This is a genomic window from Agrobacterium sp. El2ro-1b, assembly GCF_048298475.1.
In the GTDB taxonomy this organism is placed as follows: Bacteria; Pseudomonadota; Alphaproteobacteria; order Rhizobiales; family Rhizobiaceae; genus Agrobacterium; species Agrobacterium fabrum.
Genome location: NZ_CP103458.1, coordinates 2,229,816 through 2,249,531, shown reverse-complemented (window position 1 = coordinate 2,249,531; position 19,716 = coordinate 2,229,816). Strand labels below are relative to the sequence as shown.

Genomic DNA, 19,716 nt, shown 5'->3' with positions numbered 1-19,716 from the left:
GCGCACATGAACGCGATCGACAAGACAATTTCGACAGAGATCAGTCTCGGCCACCTCCTCGATTTGCTCGCGGTGGCGCCCGACGCCCCGTTGGTCTTCAGTTATGAAGGCCGTCCGGTCCGCCCTGGCTATCACGTCACCGAGGCAAAGGCCGGACAGTTTTCGGCGCTCGACTGCGGCGCCAACCCTGAAGCCGCCAGCGCCGCCTGAAGCCCGGGCCTCGTTTCGAATGAGGAACCGCTGACGGCAGCATCAACGAATGTGTCGACCAGATGCCAACCTTGCCGTGCGACGAACTCTTTTCCCAGATCGAACTGCGTATCGATCGAGGCAGGATTTTGTTGATCTGTTGAATAGCGCGCGTCGAGAACAACACGTTTGAGAGCATGCATAATCACCGATCTCCCTGTTTTGAATTGCGGTCACCGTGGTAGAGATTGCATATGGGATTCGGGGTATTCATCCACCGCACAGACTCGATCTACGACGATAGCCCGGCTGAACAGTATCAGTTCCCGGGTCAGTATCTCGGCCGCGTTCAAGCCTGTGCCGGAGATTGGATCATCTACTATGAGCCTCGAAAGGTCGCGGCAACGCGTGGATATTTCGCTGTTGCCAAGGTCGCGCAGGTCATTCCGGATCCCAAAGCGCCGGGCATGTATTTGGCGCTTATCGAACCTGGCAGCTATCTCGATTTCGTAAATCTCGTTCCGTTCAGTGGGCAGGATGGCGTTATTGAGCGAGGTTTGCTGAACGAAGCGGGGCGGATTTCTGGGCGGGCACAGGCTGCGGTCCGATCAATATCGTCTGCCGATTTCAACCGGATCCTGTCGAGAGGATTGGCGGAAGACCAGCTCGAGTTGCCGCGATCGGGCGAGCCGCTGGAAACGCCATCGCCGAGCGGTTTTTCGGACAGCGTCCAGGCTCCCTTCTTATTCGAGCAGGATAGGGAACGGATTACGCAGCTCTCGTCTCGGATTATCAGAGATCGGCTGTTTCGCCGTCTCGTCCTGCAAGCCTATGATAAACGATGCGCGATAACAGGGCTGAAGCTGATCAACGGAGGTGGTCGAGCGGAGGTAGATGCGGCCCATATCCGGCCCGTCGAGGCAAAAGGGCCTGATATCCTTTCAAACGGAATTGCTTTGTCCGGAACCGCCCACTGGATGTTTGACCGCGGGCTCATAAGCCTGTCGGATGAACTCGAAATTCTGATCTCACGCCACGCGAACGATCGCGATAGTATCCAAGGGCTGATCAACAAGACTGGAAGAGCGATCGTGCCGACCGGTGTTTACGAACGGCCTCATCCCCAATTCTTAAATTGGCATCGCGAGAATACCTTCAAGCACTGAGGCGAGAGATTGGTCGCGTCGGTGATCCAGGACTTGTTTTGGTAGCTCTACGCTGGTGGAAGTTGTTACGCTAGGGCGGGAAATAGTCCCATTAGACCCTCTGTAGCAACGCTCCTGAATGCAGGCTCGGATGATCGAGGCGGTCGCAAGTAATAATGAAAGCAGGCCCCCGCAACCAAAAAAGTATAAAAAACCCCGTAGCTCAAGCTGCGGGGTTTTTGCGTTTACGCTGGAACGCTGGAATACTCTCTGGTCGAATTCGCCCGCCCGACGCGACATCTGCCTCAGATGTCCTTTGCCAGACGCAACGCATCGTAGATCGCCGCATGGGTGTTGCGCGCGGCCACGGCATCGCCGATCCGGAAGAGCCTGTATGTGCCGGCCGGGTTGCGCTCGACTGTCTGGGCCCCTCCCGCAAGCAGGGCGTCGTAGGAGGTTTCGCCGAGGTTTTTCGAACCGGGTTTCAGCTCGAAATAGAGCTCGTCCAGCGGCACCGTGCCGTGATTGACGACGATCTGGTCCACGGTCCTTGATTTGGTCACGCCGCCATAGTCGCTGCCGACATGGGCGATGAGCTGGTTGCCGTTTCTTTCCGCCGCTTCCAGCCGGTAGGTAACGGTGAAGGTGACATCGAGTTTCTGCAGCGCGCGCATATAGGGAACGAGGTTCATGGCCATGACCTCAGGCGCGAAGGCGCGGTCCGGTGTCATGATCTCAACCTTCGCGCCTGCCTTTGCCAGACATTCGGCAGCCTGCAGGCCGGCATGATCGCCGGCATCGTCGAAGACCAGCACATTCGTGCCCGGCTTGACGTCGCCGGAAATGATGTCCCAGGCGGAAACGACAAGGTCGTTGCCCTTTGAAAGCACGTCGGTATGCGGCAATCCGCCGGTGGCGATGATGACCACGTCAGGGTTTTCCGAAAGGACCGTATCGGCTTCCGCCCAGCTATTGAAATGGAAGGTGACGCCGAGCCTTTCGCACTGGCTCATGCGCCAGTCGATAATGCCTATCATTTCGCGGCGGCGCTCGCTTTGGGCGGTCAGGCGGATCTGGCCGCCGGCATCGTTCGCAGCCTCGAAGACGACAACGTCATGGCCGCGTTCGGCGCAGACACGCGCTGCCTCGAGCCCGGCCGGACCGGCGCCGACGATGACTACCTTGCGGCGCTGCGCCGCTTTGGTGATCTCGTGCGGCATGGTTTCTTCACGGCCGGTCGCCGCATTGTGGATACAAAAGGCGAGACCGCCCTGGTAGATACGGTCGAGACAATAATTGGCACCGACGCAGGGGCGGATATCGTCCTCCCGTTTTTCCATGATCTTGCGCACGATATGCGGGTCGGTCATGTGCGCGCGCGTCATGCCGACCATGTCCACCTTGCCGGAGGCGATCGCATGGCGGGCGGTCGCGACGTCCTGGATTTTGGCGGCATGGAAGGTCGGGAATTGGGTTGCCGCGCGGATTTCGCCGGCAAAATCGAGATGCGGCGCATTGGCCATGCCCTGAATGGGAATGACGTCGGTCAGGCCAGGATCGGTGTCGATATGGCCCCTGATGACGTTGAGATAGTCGATCAGGCCGCTGTCCTTCAACCGTCTGGAGATTTCAAGACCCTCTGCCTTACCCGTGCCGCCCTCGAGACATTCGTCAGCGGTATAACGGACCCCAAGGATGAAATCGTCGCCCACGCGTTTTCGCATCGCCTTGAAGACGTCGAGACAGAAACGCATGCGGTTGTCCAGCGAACCGCCATAGGGTCCATCAAGCTCGTTGGTCAGCGGGGAGACGAACTGGTCGATGAGATGGCCATAGGCCTCCAGCTCCACCCCGTCCATGCCGCCGGCCTTCATGCGTTCCGCGGCATCGGCGAAGTCCTTGATGACGCGCTCGATATCCCAATCCTCGATCTTCTTCGGGAAGGCGCGATGCGCCGCCTCCCGCTGGTGCGAGGGGGCGAGCACCGGCAGCCAGTCGCCCTTGTCCCAGCGGGTGCGACGGCCGAGATGGGTCAGCTGGATCATGATTGCCGCACCCTGTTCATGCACGGCGTCGGTCATTTCCCTGATCCAGGGAACGATCTCGTCCTTATAGGCGAGCAGATTGTTGAAGACGGGCGGGCTGTCCCGGGAGACGGCGGCGGAGCCCGCCGTCATCGTCAAGGCGACACCGCCTTTTGCCCGCTCCACCGTATAGGCGCGGTAGCGCCCCTTCGGCATGCCATCCTCGGGATAGGCGGGCTCATGCGAGGTGACGATGATGCGGTTTCGCAGGGTGAGGTGTTTCAGCTGGTAAGGCTGAAGAAGGGGATCATTCGACATGCGCCATGCTCCGCAGATGTTTCATGGGAGGAGGCTAAACGGGAATGTACATATGTGTCAATTGAGAAAACACAGGTGTTTATCGCTTCGACACAGCTGGACATTCGTCTTGTCGCGCCTGGGCTGATTTGATAGGAAATCATCATGGAAGCGACATTGAACGAGACAGGCTGGCGCGGTTCGCATGAGGGTTGGCTTGAGGCCGCCTATCAGGCCCTGCTGGAATCGGGTGTTGATTCCGTCAAGATCCTGCCCCTGGCGAAAAAGCTCAACCTGTCGCGCACGAGCTTCTACTGGTTCTTCAAGGACAGGGAGGAGCTGCTGGCCGCGCTGGTATCACGCTGGCGGGAAAAGAACACCGGCAGTATCGTCAGGCAGTCGGAGGCCTATGCCGAAACGCTCGTCGAAGCCATGCTGAATATTTTTGACTGCTGGCTGGACCCCTCGCTTTTTGACAGCCGCTTTGAATTTTCGGTTCGAAGCTGGGCTCTTCAGTCGAACGAGATTCTCGCTGAGGTCGGCAAAGCCGATGACATGAGGATGGCGGCGCTTTCCCGGATGTTCATGCGTTTCGGCCATGGTGAGACCATGGCGGATGTGCGTGCCCGCACCACCTATCTGGTGCAGATCGGCTATATTTCCATGCAGTCAGAGGAAGATGTGGCGGTGCGGATGCAGAGGATTCCTGACTATATTGCCATCTATACCGGCGAGGTGCCGCAGCAGCGCGAGCTCGACCGGTTTTATGCGAGACATGGTTACAGGCCGGGTTCGTAGGCTTGAGAGCCTGTTTGCCGGAAACGTCTGTTGCGGCGCTGCCCCAGCCATGTAGAGAATGACGCACCAACCCTCCGGCTTCCTGCAATGTAGCTGCAACATTCACCGACCAGTGGTGTGGGTGGCAAGAATTCATCTTGGGGAACGTCATTGCGCATCTTGCTTCTTGAGGATGAACCCGAAATGGCGCGCGCGCTTCTGGAGGCCTTGCGCCGGCGGGATGTGCTTGCCGATCATGTCAGCACCATCAGCGACGCCGATGCTCTTGCGCGGGACGGCTCTTACGATGTTCTGGTTCTGGACCGCCGTCTTCCCGATGGCGAGGGGCTGAATCTTGTGGCTTCGCTTCGACGCAGCAAAAATTCAGTGCCGATCCTTGTTCTGACCGCGCTTGGAAATGTCGATCACCGGGTCGACGGGCTCGATGCCGGGGCGGATGATTATCTTGCCAAGCCCTTTTCGATCGAAGAACTGCTCGCCCGCCTCAGGGCTCTCCACAGGCGTGGCCCCTCGCTTTCCGACAAATATACGCGGTTCGGAAATCTGGACATCGATCCGCGCAGCAATGAAGTCAGCGTTGCCGGTTCCAACATCGAATTGCGGCGGCGGGAATATCTGGTGCTGGAGGCGCTGATGCGGCGTCCGAACCGCATCGTCACGCGGTCGAACCTGATCGAGGCCGTTTATACGCTCGATGACGAGATCGAGTCCAATGCTCTCGATGCGCACATTTCCCGCATCCGCAAGAAGCTGGCGCAGGCGGAAGCGACGGTGGAGATAAGAGCCGTGCGCAATATCGGTTACCTCGTCCGGTTGAAGACATGAAGAAGACCCATGATCGATCCCTGCGATGGGGGCTGATGAAGCGTCTTTTCGCCTTGCAGGCGTTCCTGCTCGTCCTTTTCGTCATCCTTCTCATCGGCTGGATATGGATCATTGATCCGCGGCTCGAAGGCACGAATGAAGAGGCTGCCCGCATCGTCGCGGAGAGCGTGACAAAGGATGCACAGGGCAGGCCGCAACTGTCGGCGACTCCGGAACTGGCGGAGCTGAAGCGGCGCTATCCGAATCTCTGGTTTGTGGTGCGGGACACCGATGACATCGTGTTGCAATATGGCGTTGTTCCGGCGTCTGCCCTGTCGGCGGCCTTTCCCTGGAGTTTTGACCGCGCGCGCCTGGAGGCGGCTGGTACAGTGCGCGCCACCGTGGAAAACCGCGATACATCCGCTGGGCGGCTTCAGTTCATTGCCGGAACAGAAGAGGGAATCCTCAATGAAGGCCTGAGTATCTGGATTAATGTCCAGCTTGATCTGGAAAAGGATGCCGAGGGCGCCATTCGCTGGCTGACCGTGCTGCCGGCGCTGGGCCTCATCATCCTTATCGCTGTCGTGCCAATGCTGATCCTGACGGGCATCGCGACGCTGCTCGTGACCCCACGAGCGGTCGGGCGATCCCTAAGCGGACTGATGGAGACGGTGAAGCAGGCGCAGTCCATCGATTTTGATAACCGTTCCGCCTGCATCGACCGTTCGAAAGTCCCCCTTGAAATCATCCCGCTGGTGGATGCCTTCAATGTTGCGCTTTCGAAGCTCGATGACGGGTATAACCGCCGTAACCGCTTTCTGGCCGATGCGGCGCATGAGCTGAGGACGCCGATCGCAATCGTGCGGACCAGAGCCGATCTTTTGCCCGATGACGCGCTGAGCCGTCAGATCCGGGTGGATATCGATCGCCTTACCCGTGTTGCGCATCAGCTGCTGGAAATGCAGGCGGTTGGCGCAGTGGAACTGCCGGCGGAGCCGCACGATCTCAATAAGCTTGTCGAGCGCATCGCGACCGATCTCGCCCCGATTGCGATGGATGCCGGTTACGAGTTTGATTTCGAGCCAAGCGTGGGTGCCGCCATCTTCACCGTGCAGGCGTCGATCATCGAGATGGCGGTCGTCAACCTCGTTCGCAACGCGATCGATCATGCTGGCGGCAGGGGCGCAATCACGATCCGGATTGACGCGGCAGGCGCCATCGAGGTCTGCGATGAAGGGCCGGGCATACCGGTTTCGGAGCGCGGGCAGGTATTCGAACCATTTCACCGCATCAACACGAATTCGCCGGGCGCAGGCCTTGGGTTAAATCTGGTCCAGAAGGCCGCCGAGCTTCATCGTGGCCGTGTTCTCTTCCTTGATCTCAATCCCGGCTTCTGCGTTCGGCTGGAAATCCGTTCTGTCGTCCCGAAAGCAGTCGCGCCCGGTAATACTTAAAATATAGTTAAAGAAAATCGTCTAACTATATTAAATAAATCAATTATTTATAGTCAAACTGATCGCGTGCAATGCAGGCGTAATTCTCGCGGGGAAAATGCCCTTATCTGCTGAGCTCATCCGCATGTCATGCCGATCGGGCGCAGGAGACGAACGGGAACCGGTTTCCGGTTCTTCAACGCGAACTGAAACCTTGCGGGCGCCAGGCCCTGGCGCAGCGGTTTCGTCTGGAGTCATTCATGTCGATCATCAAGAAATCGCTTGCCGCCGTGACTATCGCCGTTGCGGTTGCGGGCAATACCTATTCCGCCGATCTCACTAACTACAATACGCAGCAATCCTTCGACGACGGCAATCAGCCGGCTTTCTCATGGAGCGGAGCCTATGTTGGCGCCCATGGTGGCGTCGCCTCTCCGAAATTCAGTCCACTGGCCAGCGGTCGCGGCCTGACGGGTGGCGTTCAGGCGGGATATAACTTCCAGTTCGGCTCCGGCGTCGTCGGTGCGGAAGTGGAAGGCTCCTATCTCGGAAACGATGCGCGTGTACCGAACGGCCGGTTGCGTGAGCGTTTCCGGGGTGCGGCCAAGTTAAAGGCCGGTGTGGCGCTCGATCACACGCTTCTTTACGGCACTGCCGGCCTGACGACGACGAAGTTTAAGGATGGCAATGGCGTGACGGGTCCCGACGGCTGGAAACAGGGGTATCTGGTTGGCGCCGGCGTCGAACAGAGCTTTGGCGGCGGCCTGTCGGCTAAGTTTGAATATAACTATGTGAGCACGGGAAATGTGGCCACGACGACATCCAGCGGCCGGTCGAAGACCGATGTCAGCGATCATGTCATCAAGGCTGGTCTGAACTATCGCTTCTGATCGGCCCCTTCCATGAAGGCTTCCAGGGAGAATTCAAAAAATACCGCCGCTTTCAACATGGAAGCGGCGGTAGAACGGCGCGGAGCGCAAAACAGGCGGGCTGCGACGGACCGAAATCCGAGATCCGGAAATGATCATTCGCATTCGAGCGAAGGCTGCCGGAAGCTCGTCACATACCATTCGCTGCCGGAATTGCGGGTGTAGAACGTATAATAACAATCGATGCGCTCGATATAGCCAGGCGTTTCGGACACTTCGTAACGTTCGCCACGCCGTGTCGTCCGCACTTCGCCACTCGATGAACCGGCGACGGCCTGTGTCTTGTTCTTGCGCCATTGATAGGCCTGCTGGCCGGGGCCGAGACTGTAAATATTGTCCGGCGGGCCGTAATCCAGCATCACGCTGGTAATGGGCGCGCCGATATAACTTTTCATGACTGTAGATGCGCAGGCCGCGAGCAGCAGCGATGCGCCGGCGACGAGGAAGATTGCTGCCGGGACGGCCACTGACGATCTCTCAGGCATGGGGTTCCTTTCATCCGCGTGAGGTTTAGCAAGGATAGGAATCGGCCATTGCAGATACATTGCATGCCAAGCCCCTGGAGGGCTTTGGCTTGCTGTTCCTGGCTCCGGCGACAGCAGTCGCCCTTGCGCCGCTTCTCAGAGACCGGCGATATTGAGGCCGATATGGCGCAGGATGCTTTTGAAAAGCTTCACCTCGCCCGGGTCGAGGCCTTCGATCGCGGTTTTTTCGAACATAGCCGCGATGGGCATCAGCTCGTCGGCAAGTTCCTCGCCCTTTGTCGTCAGGGTAATGCACACGATGCGGGCATTGTCGGCCGGCCGCTCGCGGCTGACGAGATTGCGCCGCACCATCAGCCCCACCAGTCGCGAAAGGGTGGAAATTTCCACCGACACCATGTCCGATAGCTCGGTCAGCGTCTTGCTTTCCTGCTGCCTGAGCGTCGCCAGCACGCGGTACATGGGCAGCGTGATGTCATAGGAGGCCAGCCTCACGGAAAAACGCTCGCCCAGCCGAACGCCCACCCAGTTGAGCAGGTAGGGTACCGAGTCGGTGAACTGATAAGACACGAGCAAATCCCCGTTTGAGAACCATCCGCGCAGATGCTGATGTGCGCCTATCGGCTGTACCGGCACAATCCATCCGTTTCAATAGCTTCGCTCCACAACGCCGGGCAATGGCAGGGTTCCCAGTGACATAAAATGACGAAAAACATTTGCATTGACAAATGTTGCAAATGAAAATAAAAAGATTTCAGGATTTGGGAGGATCTCATGACATCAGCATTGTTTGGCCTGAGCGGCCTAACGCCTGAAGGCGTCGGCCAGAATTTTCGTTCGACGATGCGTCGTTTCCCGGCAACCGTGACTGTTATCACCGCCTGCGCCGCCGGTGATCAGCGCGACCATGGTATGACGGTGACAGCCGTCACTTCGGTCTCGATGGAGCCGCCGTCTCTGCTGGTCTGCCTGAACAATCGTACCCTGCTGCATGAATTGCTGCTGTGCCGGCCCGATTTCATCGTCAACGTGCTGACGCAGGATCAGATCGCGCTTTCGGATGGTTTCAGCGGCAAGATGCCGCCGGAGGAACGTTTCTGTGACGGCAGCTGGCAGCGCCACGATAATGGCGTTCTTTACCTGCCCACGGCCCACGCCGCCATCGCCTGCCGCCGGGTTGCGGCCATGCCCTATGGAACCCATACCGTCTTCATCGGGCAGGTGGTTTCGGCCGATGTCAGCGAGACGACACGGCCGCTGCTTTACGAAAACGCCCAATATTGTGCCGCAAGCCCCGCGCACGAACCCGTCTGAATTTCAGCGCTCAGATCATTCCCGCAAGGAGACAATCATGAACGACATGAGCCATGCGCCGCTGCCGGTGCAAACGAACCCGCATGTCCGCCTCGCCAGCCGCGTTGCCGGCATAGCCGATCTCTTCCGCTCCAGCGCCAGGCAGACGGAGGAGGCGCGGCGCGTACCTGCCAGCCATATAGAGGCGCTGCGTGGCATCGGTTATTTCGACATCGTCAAGCCCCGCGCCTTCAACGGCAAGGGTGGCGATTTTGCCGAGCTGGTGGAGGCCAATATCGAGCTTTCGGCGGCCTGTGCGTCGACGGGCTGGGTCGCCGGCCTGCTCTCTGCCCATCAATGGCTGCTGGCGATGTTTCCAGAAGAGGCGCAGGCCGATGTCTGGGGTGAAAATCCCGATGCGCTGCTGTGCGGTTCCTATGCGCCGGTGAAGATGGCGGAGGCTGCCGATGGCGGTTATCGCCTCAGCGGCAAATGGGCCTTCGCCTCTGGCTGCGAGAATGCACAATGGTCTCTCTGTGCCGCCATTCTGCCGCCGAAGGGTGAAGGGAAGCCGGTTCCCGCCTTTCTGCTCGTTCCCGCCAGCCAATATGTCGTTGAAGACACCTGGCATGTTGTAGGCTTGGCCGGCACCGGGTCGAAGACACTGGTTCTTGATGACGTCGTCGTGCCAGAACACCGGGTCCTGACCTTTCCGGACGCCACCAGCGGCCGCACGCCCGGTGGACGCTATTATGCGGAAGAGGGCCTGTTTAACATGCCGCTTCTGACCGGCATTCCCTCCTGTCTTGCGGCGGCCGGTGTCGGCGCGGCCAAGGGTGCGCTTGTCGCCTATGTCGATCATGTTGGCGGCCGTGTCACGCGCGGCGCGGTGGCGGGTGGCAATAACCGCATGGCGGAATTCCCGACCATCCAGCTGCGCGTCGCGGAAGCGGCGGCAAGTGTTGACGCCGCCTGCGAAATCCTGCTGCGCGACGTCTCTCGCGCTCAGGCGCTGGCACAGGCCCGGATCGAAGGTCGGGCGGAATTTACCGTGGATGATCGCCTTCTGAGCCGTCGCGGCCAGTCCTTTGCCGTGTCTCTCTCGTTGCGTGCGGTACAGGCGCTGAATGATTCCACCGGCGGCGTCGGGCTCGATCTGGCAAACCCCGTGCAGCGCGCCTGGCGGGATGCCAACGCGGTTGGCCGCCACATCAGCATGAACTGGGATGCCGTCGGCACCATGATCGGCCAGAGCATGCTCGGCCTCGAACCCAAGGGCCAATATTGACCGCCACTGAGGCGGCAAACTAACAGCGAAATTTGGAGGAAACTACATGCAAGGCAAGGTCGCTCTCGAGGAGCATTTCGCAATCCCGGAAACACTGCAGGATTCGGCCGGTTTCGTGCCCGGCGATTACTGGACGGAACTGCAGCACCGCCTGCTCGACATTCAGGATACGCGCCTGAAGCTGATGGATGCGCATGGCATCGAGACCATGATCCTGTCGCTGAATGCCCCCGCGGTGCAGGCCATTCCCGACAAGACCAAGGCGATTGAGATCGCGCGGCGCGCCAATGACGCGCTGGCCGAAGAATGCGCCAAGCGGGCGGATCGTTTTCTTGCCTTCGCCGCCGTGCCTTTGCAGGATCCGGATGCGGCGACGCAGGAATTGCAGCGCTGCGTCAAAGATCTCGGTTTCGTCGGCGCGCTCGTCAACGGTTTCAGCCAGGAGGGCGACGGCCAGACCCCGCTTTATTACGACCTGCCGCAATATCGTCCCTTCTGGGGTGAGGTCGAAAAGCTCGACGTGCCGTTCTACCTGCATCCGCGCAACCCGCTGCCGCAGGATTCCCGCATCTATGACGGCCATCCCTGGCTGCTCGGCCCGACCTGGGCCTTTGCGCAGGAAACGGCTGTCCATGCGCTGCGCCTCATGGCGTCGGGCCTGTTCGATGAGCATCCGCGCCTCAACATCATTCTCGGCCATATGGGCGAGGGGCTGCCCTACATGATGTGGCGTATCGACCATCGCAATGCCTGGGTGAAGCTGCCGCCGCGTTATCCGGCCAAGCGCCGTTTCGTGGATTATTTTAACGAAAACTTCCACATCACCACCTCGGGCAATTTCCGCACGCAGACGTTGATCGATGCCATTCTGGAAATCGGTGCGGATCGCATCCTGTTCTCCACCGACTGGCCCTTCGAAAATATCGACCACGCTTCCGACTGGTTCCATGCGACGAGCATTGCCGAGGCCGACCGGGTGAAGATCGGCCGCACCAATGCGCGCCGCCTGTTCAAGCTTGACGGGCGCTGAACCATGCAGCCTTTCGTCTATATGGCTGCGCCTGCCCGCATCGTCTTTTCGGCGGGCAGTTCGGCTGATGTGGCGGAGGAAATCCGCCGCCTCGGCCTGTCGCGGGCGCTGGTGTTGTCCACCCCGCAACAAAAAGGCGACGCCGAGGCGCTGGCGGCCCGGCTTGGTCAACTCGCGGCGGGCGTCTTTTCCGAAGCGGCCATGCATACACCGGTCGAAGTGACGACAACGGCGGTTGAGGCCTATCGCGCTGCGGGTGCGGATTGTGTCGTCTCTCTGGGCGGCGGTTCCACCACCGGTCTCGGCAAGGCGATTGCGCTGCGTACCGATGCGGCGCAGATCGTCATACCCACAACCTATGCCGGCTCGGAAGTCACACCCATTCTCGGCCAGACGGAGAATGGTGTGAAAACCACCATGCGCGGGCCGGAGATCCTGCCGGAGGTGGTGATCTACGATGCGGAACTGACGCTCGGACTGCCGGTATCGATCAGCATGACGAGCGGGCTCAACGCCATGGCCCATGCGGCGGAAGCACTTTATGCGCGGGATCGCAACCCCATCGCCAGCATGATGGCGGTGGAAGGGCTGCGGGCGATGATCGAGGCGCTTCCCGCCGTGCGGGCTGCGCCGCAGGATATCGGCGCACGTGAGACGGCACTTTATGGCGCATGGCTCTGCGGCACGGTGCTGGGTGCGGTCGGCATGTCGTTGCATCACAAGCTTTGCCACACGCTGGGCGGCAGTCTCGATCTGCCGCATGCGGAAACCCATGCGGTGCTTCTGCCGCATACCATCGATTATGTGGAAGAGGCCGCGCCGGATCTGCTCGCACCATTGGCTGCGCTGGTTGGCGGCCGGGCTGGGGCGGGACTTTTCGATTTTGCCGCGCGGCTCGGCGCACCTTCGAGCCTGGCGGCCCTTGGCGTCGGGGCTGACGATCTCGACCCCATGGCCGAGCTTGCGACGGCCAATCCTTACTGGTGCCCGCGGCCGATTGAAAAAACCGCGATCCGCGACCTGCTGCAGCGCGCCTTCGAGGGCGCGCGGCCAGCGTGATGGGAGGAGACTATGGATATGAAGATGACCAGTGACGACGGCTATTTCGTCGAAGAGCGTTCCGCGGAAACCGTGATTGCCCGCATGCGTGATTGTGACGATCCGCGCCTGAAGGAGATCATGGCGGTTGTGACCCGCAAGCTGCACGAGGCGGTGAAGGAAATCGAGCCGACCGAGGAGGAGTGGATGAAGGCCATTCATTTCCTCACCGAAGTTGGCCAGATCTGCAACGAGTGGCGACAGGAATGGATCCTGTTTTCCGATATTCTCGGTGTTTCAATGCTGGTCGATGCCATCAACCACCGCAAACCGAGCGGCGCGTCGGAATCTACCGTGCTTGGCCCCTTCCATGTCGCCGATGCGCCGGAAATGCTGATGGGCGCCAATATCTGTCTCGATGGCAAGGGTGAGGACATGGTCGTCACCGGCCGTATTCTCGATACCGAAGGCTCGCCGGTTGCCGGCGCGCGTATCGATGTCTGGCAGGCCAATGACGAAGGCTTTTATGACGTGCAGCAAAAGGGGATCCAGCCCGATTTCAATCTGCGCGGCGTCTTTGTTACCGGCGAGGACGGGCGATACTGGTTCCGGGCGGCGAAACCCAAATATTACCCGATACCGGATGACGGCCCGGTGGGGCGGCTGTTGCGGGCGATGGGGCGGCATCCGTACCGCCCGGCGCATCTGCACTACATCGTTTCGGCCGAGAGCTTCACCACGCTCGTCACCCATATTTTCGATCCCGACGACCCCTATATCCGGTCTGACGCGGTGTTCGGCGTGAAGGAAAGCCTGCTGGCGAATTTTGACCGGGTGGAGGATCGAGAGAAGGCGCAGGAACTGGGTTTTGCCGGCGACTGGTTCTGGTCCGTGAACCACGATTTCGTGCTTGCCCGATGAACGGCGGCAGCGATCAATCCCGGCTGTACGTGCGGTTTGCCGAAAGCGATCCCGATGCGACGGAGCAGCGGGTGGCGCAGTTGGAGGCGCACAAGGCCCATTTGCGCAATGGCGAAGCGACGCCCGAGGGGTTTCGTATCCTGGTGTCCGGTCCGATGAGCGCTGGTGATGGTGGTCCGCCCGCAGCGCTCGTCATCGCCGAGGCGCATTCTCTTGAGGACGTCATCGCCTTCAGTGACGCCGATCCCTTCGTTGTTCACGGGGTCTATAATCGCATTCGTATTTTGAACTGGACGCCGACGTTATCGATGATTTCCGGGCTGGAATCCCGCTGATTTCAGCCATCGCAGGGCGATTGGCATTTATCAATATTTCATTTGCAATTTTTGCAAATGCAACATTTAATCGACAGTGAGTGATATCGGCGACGTGTGGCTTGACAGGAGCAAGGCACATATCAGGGTGGAGCCAGCCGGGTGCTCACGGAGGATAATGCAGGGACGGGGAGACGCTGATCCATACCGGATGGCGCGTTCGTGCGTGAAAGGGAGGAATATGTCCACGAATTATCTGAGCGCCGCTTCAGTGCGGACGAAGAACCCGGCCGGCGTCATCGCGACATGCGGCCTGATGATCATGTTCGACGGGTACGATCTGGTCGTTTATGGCGCGGTCGCACCGGCGCTGCTGAAAGAAGGCGCCTGGGCGCTTAACCCGGCCATGGTCGGCCGTGCCGCCGCCTTGACGCTGGTGGGCATGCTGCTCGGCGCGCTGTTTGCCGGCACCATGGCCGACCGGATCGGCCGCCGGAAGGTGGTTCTCTTAAGCCTTGCCGGGTTTTCAGCGATGATGATCGCCTCGGCCATGACGCCGAACTTTCTCGCCTTCGAAATCACCCGCTTTTTTGCCGGCCTCGGCCTTGGCGCGCTGTTGCCGACGGTTACTGCGCTGGTGCTGGAGTTTTCGCCGCCGCAGCGCAGAGCGCAGGCTAATTCCCTGTCCTTCCTCGGTTATCTCATCGGCGGCATCATTTCCGGCATCCTGGGCATGCTGCTTCTGGAGAGTTATGGCTGGCGGCCATTGATGCTGATCGGCGGCCTGCCGCTCATTCTGCTGCCAATCTTCATGCGGTTCCTGCCGGAATCGCCGGAGTGGCTGGCGAGCAAGGGCCGGCAGGCGGAGGCTGACGGCATTTGCGACAGCTATGGCCTGCAACGCATCGTACCCTCTGCAAAAATGCAGAAGGGTGGCGTCGGCGCATTGTTTTCGGAAGGCCGGTTGGCTTCGACGCTGAATGCCTGGGGCATTCACTTCTGCTCGCTGCTGCTCACCTTCGGCATGGTCAACTGGTTGCCCACCATCATGAACAAGATGGGTTATGACATTAGTTCGGCGCTCAGCTTTTCCGTCATGCTCAATGTCGGTGCGGCCGTCGGTATCCTCATCGGTGGACGCTTTGCGGATAAGGGCAACGTCAAGGTGGTGGTGGCGATCCTGTTTGCCGTCGGCGCCGCATCGATCTTTGCCCTGACTGTCAACAAGGGTCCGCTTCTTTATGTGTTCGTGGCGCTTGCGGGTGCCGGCACGATCGGAACTCAGATTCTCGCCAATGTCCTGGTAGGACGGCTTTATCCCGTCCATATTCGCGGCACGGGTCTCGGCTTTTCGCTGGCGGTCGGGCGGCTTGGCGGCATTGCCGGACCGATGATCGGCGGCCTGGTGCTGCAAAGGGGGCTGGCCCCGGAGTGGAATTTCTACATTTTCGGCTCGGTCGCGTTGGTTGGGCTGATGCTCACAGTGTTGACCCTGCTTTACCGCACATCGGGCGACGCACGGGTTTGAGAACAGGCGATGGCCGCAGGATCGGAAACCTGCGGCCATCGCAAACCTGATGCTGCAGGACATGCGCCTCAGAAAGGCAATCCGTCAGCCCCTGCGTCCGCTGCGTAGCTGCGCCAGAGTGGCCAGTGTGTTGCCACTGATGGATGCGCTTCCCTGCCGGAACAGAGCGATGCGCGGCTCGGAACCGGAATTATTCGCTTCGAATGTCATGAGAAAACGATTGACCAGTTTCTCGACTTTTTTCGGATCCTGCAGATCCTTTATCTTCAGCCTTTTCTCGATCATCTTCGCCTGCGCATCAACCTTGGCATTTGCCGTTTCTGCGGGAATTCCAAGAGCTGTGCGGGTCACTTCGGACAGCGCCTTGTCTGCCAATATGTCATAAGCGCTGGAAATGCCGCCGGCCATCCGCTTGAAATAAAGCGCGAGCCGAACACCGGAATTTTCTTCTCCGGCCCGCTCCTCCAGTTTCTGTCGAACATATTTGTCCCGCGTTTCCATGAGGCTACGATTGTTCTGGATGGGCTGACGGGCTGTTGCGCTGATATTTCCCTTGCCATCGAAGTTGAAGGAGCCGGCAAGAGCGCGAAAACGAGGGTCTTTTTCCGTATTGGCGAAGCTTTTGGGATCCTTGAGGTCGGATTTGAAAATCTTCTTCAGGTAGTCGGTCGTGATGGATTTCGGATCGATACGCTCGGCAACCAGCATGAAGTCCAGCAGGCGCCGGTCAGCGAGCAATTGATCGGCTGTCTCCAAAGTCCCCATTTTCTCGCGATAATAACCGACTTCCTTCTCTCCCTTCTCCCTGATCTTTTTATCCTTGTCCCACCGGGTGACTTCTTTCAGATAATTTCGCGAGATACGGGCTATTTCGTTCTCCGCCTGTGCGAAACGCGGCGAGCCGATCTTGCCGTCTGCGTCAAAATTGAAAGCCTTGGCAAGCCGCAGAAAGCGATCGTCCTTCAGGGTGTACACATAGCTTTTGGGGTTCGACAGGTCACTGGTGAAGACCTTTTTCAACTTGAACGTGGAGCTTTCCTCAGCGCCGATGTTGAACGCCTTCAGCGCGAAGTTGCGAATGGTAACCGCTGCCGGTGCCGCCGACAGAAAGTCATCAAGGTTTTTAGTGAGGCCGATGTAGCGCCTGTAATCCTTGATTGTCTTTTCATCCGCTGCCTCCTGCTTGTCGTCGTATCGGCTGAAGTAGAGGTTCATCATCGTGCTGAGCTGACCATCGCTCTGGACCGCTTTTCCGGCCGCGACCTTGCCATCCGTGCCAAAATTAAAGGCCTTCGCCAGATCGATGAAGCCTTTGTCCTTTTCCCGATAAAGTCCGCTCTGTGGGTCTGCGGGGTTTTCCCCAAGAGCCCACTGGATTTTCTGATCGGTACCGCTGTTGTCCTCAAGATTGAAGGCGACGATCAACATTGTTCGCAGACGTGAATTGGCGGTCAGCTGTCCGGCATCCGTGACGTCTTTCATCGCCTGGACAAAAAAATCGCGGTTTAGAATCGCGCCGGTCTGCGTGACGCGGGGATTTGCCAGAACATAGTTTTCATTGGTCAGCCGCTTCTGAACAGCCGTCTGCGCTTTCGTGCCGTCATTCACAAGGCCGTCGGCGCGGAAATTAAACGTTGCCGCCAGCTCGAACAACTTGGCGGCCCCATTGATACGCTTGTTATACTGGTTGATCAGATAATCGTTTTTTTCGAGAGATGTTTTGTCGGTCGAAGGGATTTTTGTACGCTGGTCGCGCAGATCGGCAATTTTGGCCTGCCACTCTTCGAGCAGCGGTTTATAGGTGCTGTTGACGTAGCTGTCGGCCTTACTGATATCGCTGGTTAGAACACCTTTCAGATTTTTGTAGTCGAAAGTTTGGGGATCGATGCCGAAGGATTTGAAAATATAATTCCGCAGCCGCGTATTTTTGAAAATGTCATCCACCTGACCAACCTTATCGATGACAATGTTGTAATAACGCGTTTCTTCCTTCTGTTCTTCGTTCCGTTGCTTGTCTGTGTCATGATAGGCGGTAACCAACCGGTCCTGTTGAGACTTGGTCTGAACCGTTTTTTCAGTCTTGATCGTACCGAAATCAAACGCTGCCGCGAAGTCGCGGTAGCGCGTGTCTTTCAGCTTGTTAACGAAACTGTTCGGATCCTTGAGATTGCTTTCCAGCACCTTCTTCATGAAGGCGGTTGCATAGGTCATCTCTTCCAGGCCATGGGCTTTCATGGCGTAGGAATAGAGCTTGTAGTCTTTTAGAAACGCGTCAAGGCTTTTTACCTTGCCGATATTGTCGGCGTAATATTTGGCGTCGCGCGATATGATCGGATCATTCGCGACGCGTTTCAGCGACGATTCCATATTGCGATTGTAAAGGGCGTAAGTCGTATAGGCCGGCAGCACATGCGCCTCCGATAGAATTCATGCTGTATGTATAAATACCTATACTATCCTAAATTTAACTTGTGCGCGGCTGTATTTCTCGAATTATTACTTTTATAATAATTTTTATATTAATAAATTATATATTTATATTTTAGTATATTTACCCGCGCGGGCCTTTTGACAGGTTAAGCGAGATGTGGAGCCGGGTGGGAGGCGGGCATGGCTAATCCCCAACCCAAGCCTTACCGGACAGATTTGATGGCCATTGTCTCGTAAGGGTCGCGGCTAAAGCATTTCCGTCTAAACCGGACGGGCTGTAGAGCAATTCCGGTAAACACCGGTTCTTCCGTTGCCATAACTTTGTTTTTGCGCATTTCCGGATGTGAGACCGAGCACATTTTTGCTGGAAATGCTCTAGCGCATCATCCCCTGCGGGACACAGGCGCGATCGTCGCCATTTGCTGCAATGTCCGCTCATTGGTCCGCTTCAGGCGCGTCAGCGCATTGTCGCGGTCTTCCGGCAGCGTATAGGTCATATAGGACAGCGACGTTTCGAGGTCGTTATTGTTGTGGCCGAGAATGGCGGCGAAATAGCTGTTCTTGGTGACATGCGGCGGCGCGAAATTGTGATAGGCCACTTCGGCATAGAGATGTCTGAGGCCATAGGGCTTGGGAAGCTCTTCCTTCGGCCAGACATCCTCGAACAGGTTAAAAACCGTGTCGCGCAACAGCAGGCGGGTTTCCGAGGAAAAATCGTCGATCGACATGCCATGCCATAATTTTCCCTGTCCGCTTTCGCGCAGGCGCTTATAGGCAGCCAGCACGGTTTCGGAGCGCGTCAGGACAGGAATTTCATAGGTAATCCCGAATTTCGTGCCCTCGCCCTGTTTCGTCTTGGCCTGGCCGTTGAACAGGATGCTCCATTTGGAAACTCCCTTGCCATAGGGGGCAGGTGAAAATTCCGCCTGGGTGAAGACCTCATAGGGTCGGCGGCCCGTCATGCCGATGAGGCCGATGCCGATCATCAGGGGATCGCTGGACTTGAGACAATTCTCGCAGATTTTCAGAACCTGCCGGTAGTTCTCGAATGTGATGAGCGCGCCATGCTTGTTGGCGATCTTCTCCATCTTCACCCGGCGGGCCTCGTCATACATCGCGGCATCGCCGGTAGCGATCTTCAGCATCGGATGGTCGTCACCGAAGGCTTCGCGGATGGCGTTCCTATATTTGGTGATGTAGGAAATGATCGTCGTCTGGGCGCGGCCGTTCATGATGGCGATTTCGGCGTCCCACAGGGCCTGCATGTCCTGCTTCGTGCTCATGCCGTTCATCGCGGCAATGAAATCGGCAATGCGAAGGAGAACCGTCGGTTTGCGGCCGGCGGTGTTGAACTCCGCCCGCTCGATTTTTTCGACAATCGATGTCGCCACGCCTGTCTTCGGATAATCGCCCCGGGCAATATAGGTGTTCAGCCGCTCGCGCAGCTTCTTCATGTTGCAGATGGCAAGCGGGGTGCTCTTCGGGCCGAATTCGGCCTTCAGCGCATTGCGATATTTCATGATGTAAAGTTCGAGCGTCTTTTCCGTGCGGCCATTGTCGAAATGATAGCGGACTTCGGCATCCCACAGATCGCGGATTTTCCTGTTGCGCGAAGCGTCGTCGCTTTTCATCGCCGCTTTGACCTGGCTGACGAATTGATCGATGCGTTCCACGAGGACCGGTGTTTTTGTTTTTCGTTTTGCGGCGAGCATGCGGCGGCTCCCTGAACCGGTCCGGAAATATAAAATCCATGGTTGGCGATCAACGACAGAA

18 protein-coding genes and 1 pseudogene are annotated in these 19,716 nt (G+C 58.3%); 13 read left to right on the top strand and 6 right to left on the bottom strand.

Annotation, left to right across the window (positions count from 1 at the left end):
• Positions 1-6: 6 nt before the first annotated feature.
• Positions 7-201 (top strand): annotated as a pseudogene (locus NYR50_RS11165) (hypothetical protein); the annotation flags it as partial.
• Here the strand turns inward: NYR50_RS11165 and NYR50_RS11160 are convergent.
• Positions 132-392 (bottom strand): recombinase family protein, encoded by a 261-nt coding sequence (locus tag NYR50_RS11160; protein WP_418135987.1) that lies wholly within the window; start codon positions 390-392, stop codon positions 132-134. The pseudogene NYR50_RS11165 and the gene NYR50_RS11160 overlap by 70 nt on opposite strands.
• Before the next feature lie 51 nt (positions 393-443).
• Between NYR50_RS11160 and NYR50_RS11155 the strand changes: the two genes are divergently transcribed.
• Positions 444-1,355 (top strand): HNH endonuclease, encoded by a 912-nt coding sequence (locus NYR50_RS11155; protein WP_418135985.1) that lies wholly within the window; start codon positions 444-446, stop codon positions 1,353-1,355.
• Between the two features lie 284 nt (positions 1,356-1,639).
• Here NYR50_RS11155 and NYR50_RS11150 read toward each other — a convergent pair whose 3' ends face one another.
• Positions 1,640-3,676 carry an NAD(P)-binding protein gene (locus tag NYR50_RS11150; protein ID WP_418135984.1) on the bottom strand — a complete coding sequence of 679 codons (2,037 nt, stop codon included), beginning with the start codon at positions 3,674-3,676 and terminating at the stop codon, positions 1,640-1,642.
• Positions 3,677-3,820: 144 nt separating this feature from the next.
• Between NYR50_RS11150 and NYR50_RS11145 the strand changes: the two genes are divergently transcribed.
• From NYR50_RS11145 to NYR50_RS11130, 4 genes are all read left to right on the top strand, one after another.
• A complete protein-coding gene (locus NYR50_RS11145) occupies positions 3,821-4,453 on the top strand; it encodes a TetR/AcrR family transcriptional regulator (protein ID WP_418135983.1) in 633 nt (210 codons plus the stop codon).
• 150 nt (positions 4,454-4,603) lie between these two features.
• Complete coding sequence (locus NYR50_RS11140) at positions 4,604-5,278, top strand: response regulator transcription factor (RefSeq protein WP_418135982.1); 675 nt, start codon at positions 4,604-4,606, stop codon at positions 5,276-5,278.
• Entirely contained in the window at positions 5,275-6,711 is a 1,437-nt protein-coding gene (locus tag NYR50_RS11135; RefSeq protein ID WP_418135981.1) for a sensor histidine kinase, read from the top strand. Before NYR50_RS11140 ends, NYR50_RS11135 begins: the two co-directional genes overlap by 4 nt.
• A 239-nt stretch (positions 6,712-6,950) precedes the next feature.
• Complete coding sequence (locus tag NYR50_RS11130) at positions 6,951-7,580, top strand: outer membrane protein (RefSeq protein WP_418135980.1); 630 nt, start codon at positions 6,951-6,953, stop codon at positions 7,578-7,580.
• Positions 7,581-7,714: 134 nt separating this feature from the next.
• On the opposite strand, the gene NYR50_RS11125 is transcribed toward NYR50_RS11130, so the two are convergent.
• A complete protein-coding gene (locus NYR50_RS11125) occupies positions 7,715-8,104 on the bottom strand; it encodes a hypothetical protein (protein WP_035255799.1) in 390 nt (129 codons plus the stop codon).
• A gap of 135 nt (positions 8,105-8,239) precedes the next feature.
• Complete coding sequence (locus tag NYR50_RS11120) at positions 8,240-8,671, bottom strand: MarR family winged helix-turn-helix transcriptional regulator (RefSeq protein WP_418135979.1); 432 nt, start codon at positions 8,669-8,671, stop codon at positions 8,240-8,242.
• Positions 8,672-8,875: 204 nt separating this feature from the next.
• On the opposite strand from NYR50_RS11120, the gene graD reads away from it, so the two are divergent.
• The 7 genes from graD to NYR50_RS11085 all read left to right on the top strand — a co-directional run bounded on the left by graD (position 8,876) and on the right by NYR50_RS11085 (position 15,513).
• Complete coding sequence (graD, locus tag NYR50_RS11115; RefSeq protein WP_418135978.1) at positions 8,876-9,415, top strand: FADH(2)-dependent resorcinol hydroxylase reductase component; 540 nt, start codon at positions 8,876-8,878, stop codon at positions 9,413-9,415.
• 37 nt (positions 9,416-9,452) lie between these two features.
• Complete coding sequence (gene graA / locus NYR50_RS11110; RefSeq protein ID WP_418135977.1) at positions 9,453-10,682, top strand: FADH(2)-dependent resorcinol hydroxylase oxygenase component; 1,230 nt, start codon at positions 9,453-9,455, stop codon at positions 10,680-10,682.
• A gap of 46 nt (positions 10,683-10,728) precedes the next feature.
• Positions 10,729-11,712, top strand: a complete 984-nt coding sequence (tsdA, locus tag NYR50_RS11105; RefSeq protein WP_418135976.1) for a gamma-resorcylate decarboxylase — start codon at positions 10,729-10,731, stop codon at positions 11,710-11,712.
• 3 nt (positions 11,713-11,715) lie between these two features.
• Positions 11,716-12,771 carry a maleylacetate reductase gene (graC, locus tag NYR50_RS11100; protein WP_418135975.1) on the top strand — a complete coding sequence of 352 codons (1,056 nt, stop codon included), beginning with the start codon at positions 11,716-11,718 and terminating at the stop codon, positions 12,769-12,771.
• A 12-nt stretch (positions 12,772-12,783) separates the two neighbouring features.
• Positions 12,784-13,671 (top strand): hydroxyquinol 1,2-dioxygenase, encoded by an 888-nt coding sequence (graB, locus tag NYR50_RS11095; protein ID WP_418135974.1) that lies wholly within the window; start codon positions 12,784-12,786, stop codon positions 13,669-13,671.
• Complete coding sequence (locus NYR50_RS11090; RefSeq protein WP_418135973.1) at positions 13,668-14,006, top strand: YciI family protein; 339 nt, start codon at positions 13,668-13,670, stop codon at positions 14,004-14,006. Before graB ends, NYR50_RS11090 begins: the two co-directional genes overlap by 4 nt.
• A 220-nt stretch (positions 14,007-14,226) precedes the next feature.
• Positions 14,227-15,513 carry an MFS transporter gene (locus tag NYR50_RS11085; RefSeq protein ID WP_418135972.1) on the top strand — a complete coding sequence of 429 codons (1,287 nt, stop codon included), beginning with the start codon at positions 14,227-14,229 and terminating at the stop codon, positions 15,511-15,513.
• An 84-nt stretch (positions 15,514-15,597) separates the two neighbouring features.
• On the opposite strand, the gene NYR50_RS11080 is transcribed toward NYR50_RS11085, so the two are convergent.
• Both NYR50_RS11080 and NYR50_RS11075 read right to left on the bottom strand, forming a co-directional pair.
• Positions 15,598-17,922: a DUF1217 domain-containing protein gene (locus NYR50_RS11080; protein WP_418135971.1), complete on the bottom strand. Its 2,325-nt coding sequence runs from the start codon at positions 17,920-17,922 to the stop codon at positions 15,598-15,600.
• 404 nt (positions 17,923-18,326) lie between these two features.
• Positions 18,327-19,655: a telomere resolvase gene (locus NYR50_RS11075; protein ID WP_174009287.1), complete on the bottom strand. Its 1,329-nt coding sequence runs from the start codon at positions 19,653-19,655 to the stop codon at positions 18,327-18,329.
• Positions 19,656-19,716: the final 61 nt, after the last annotated feature.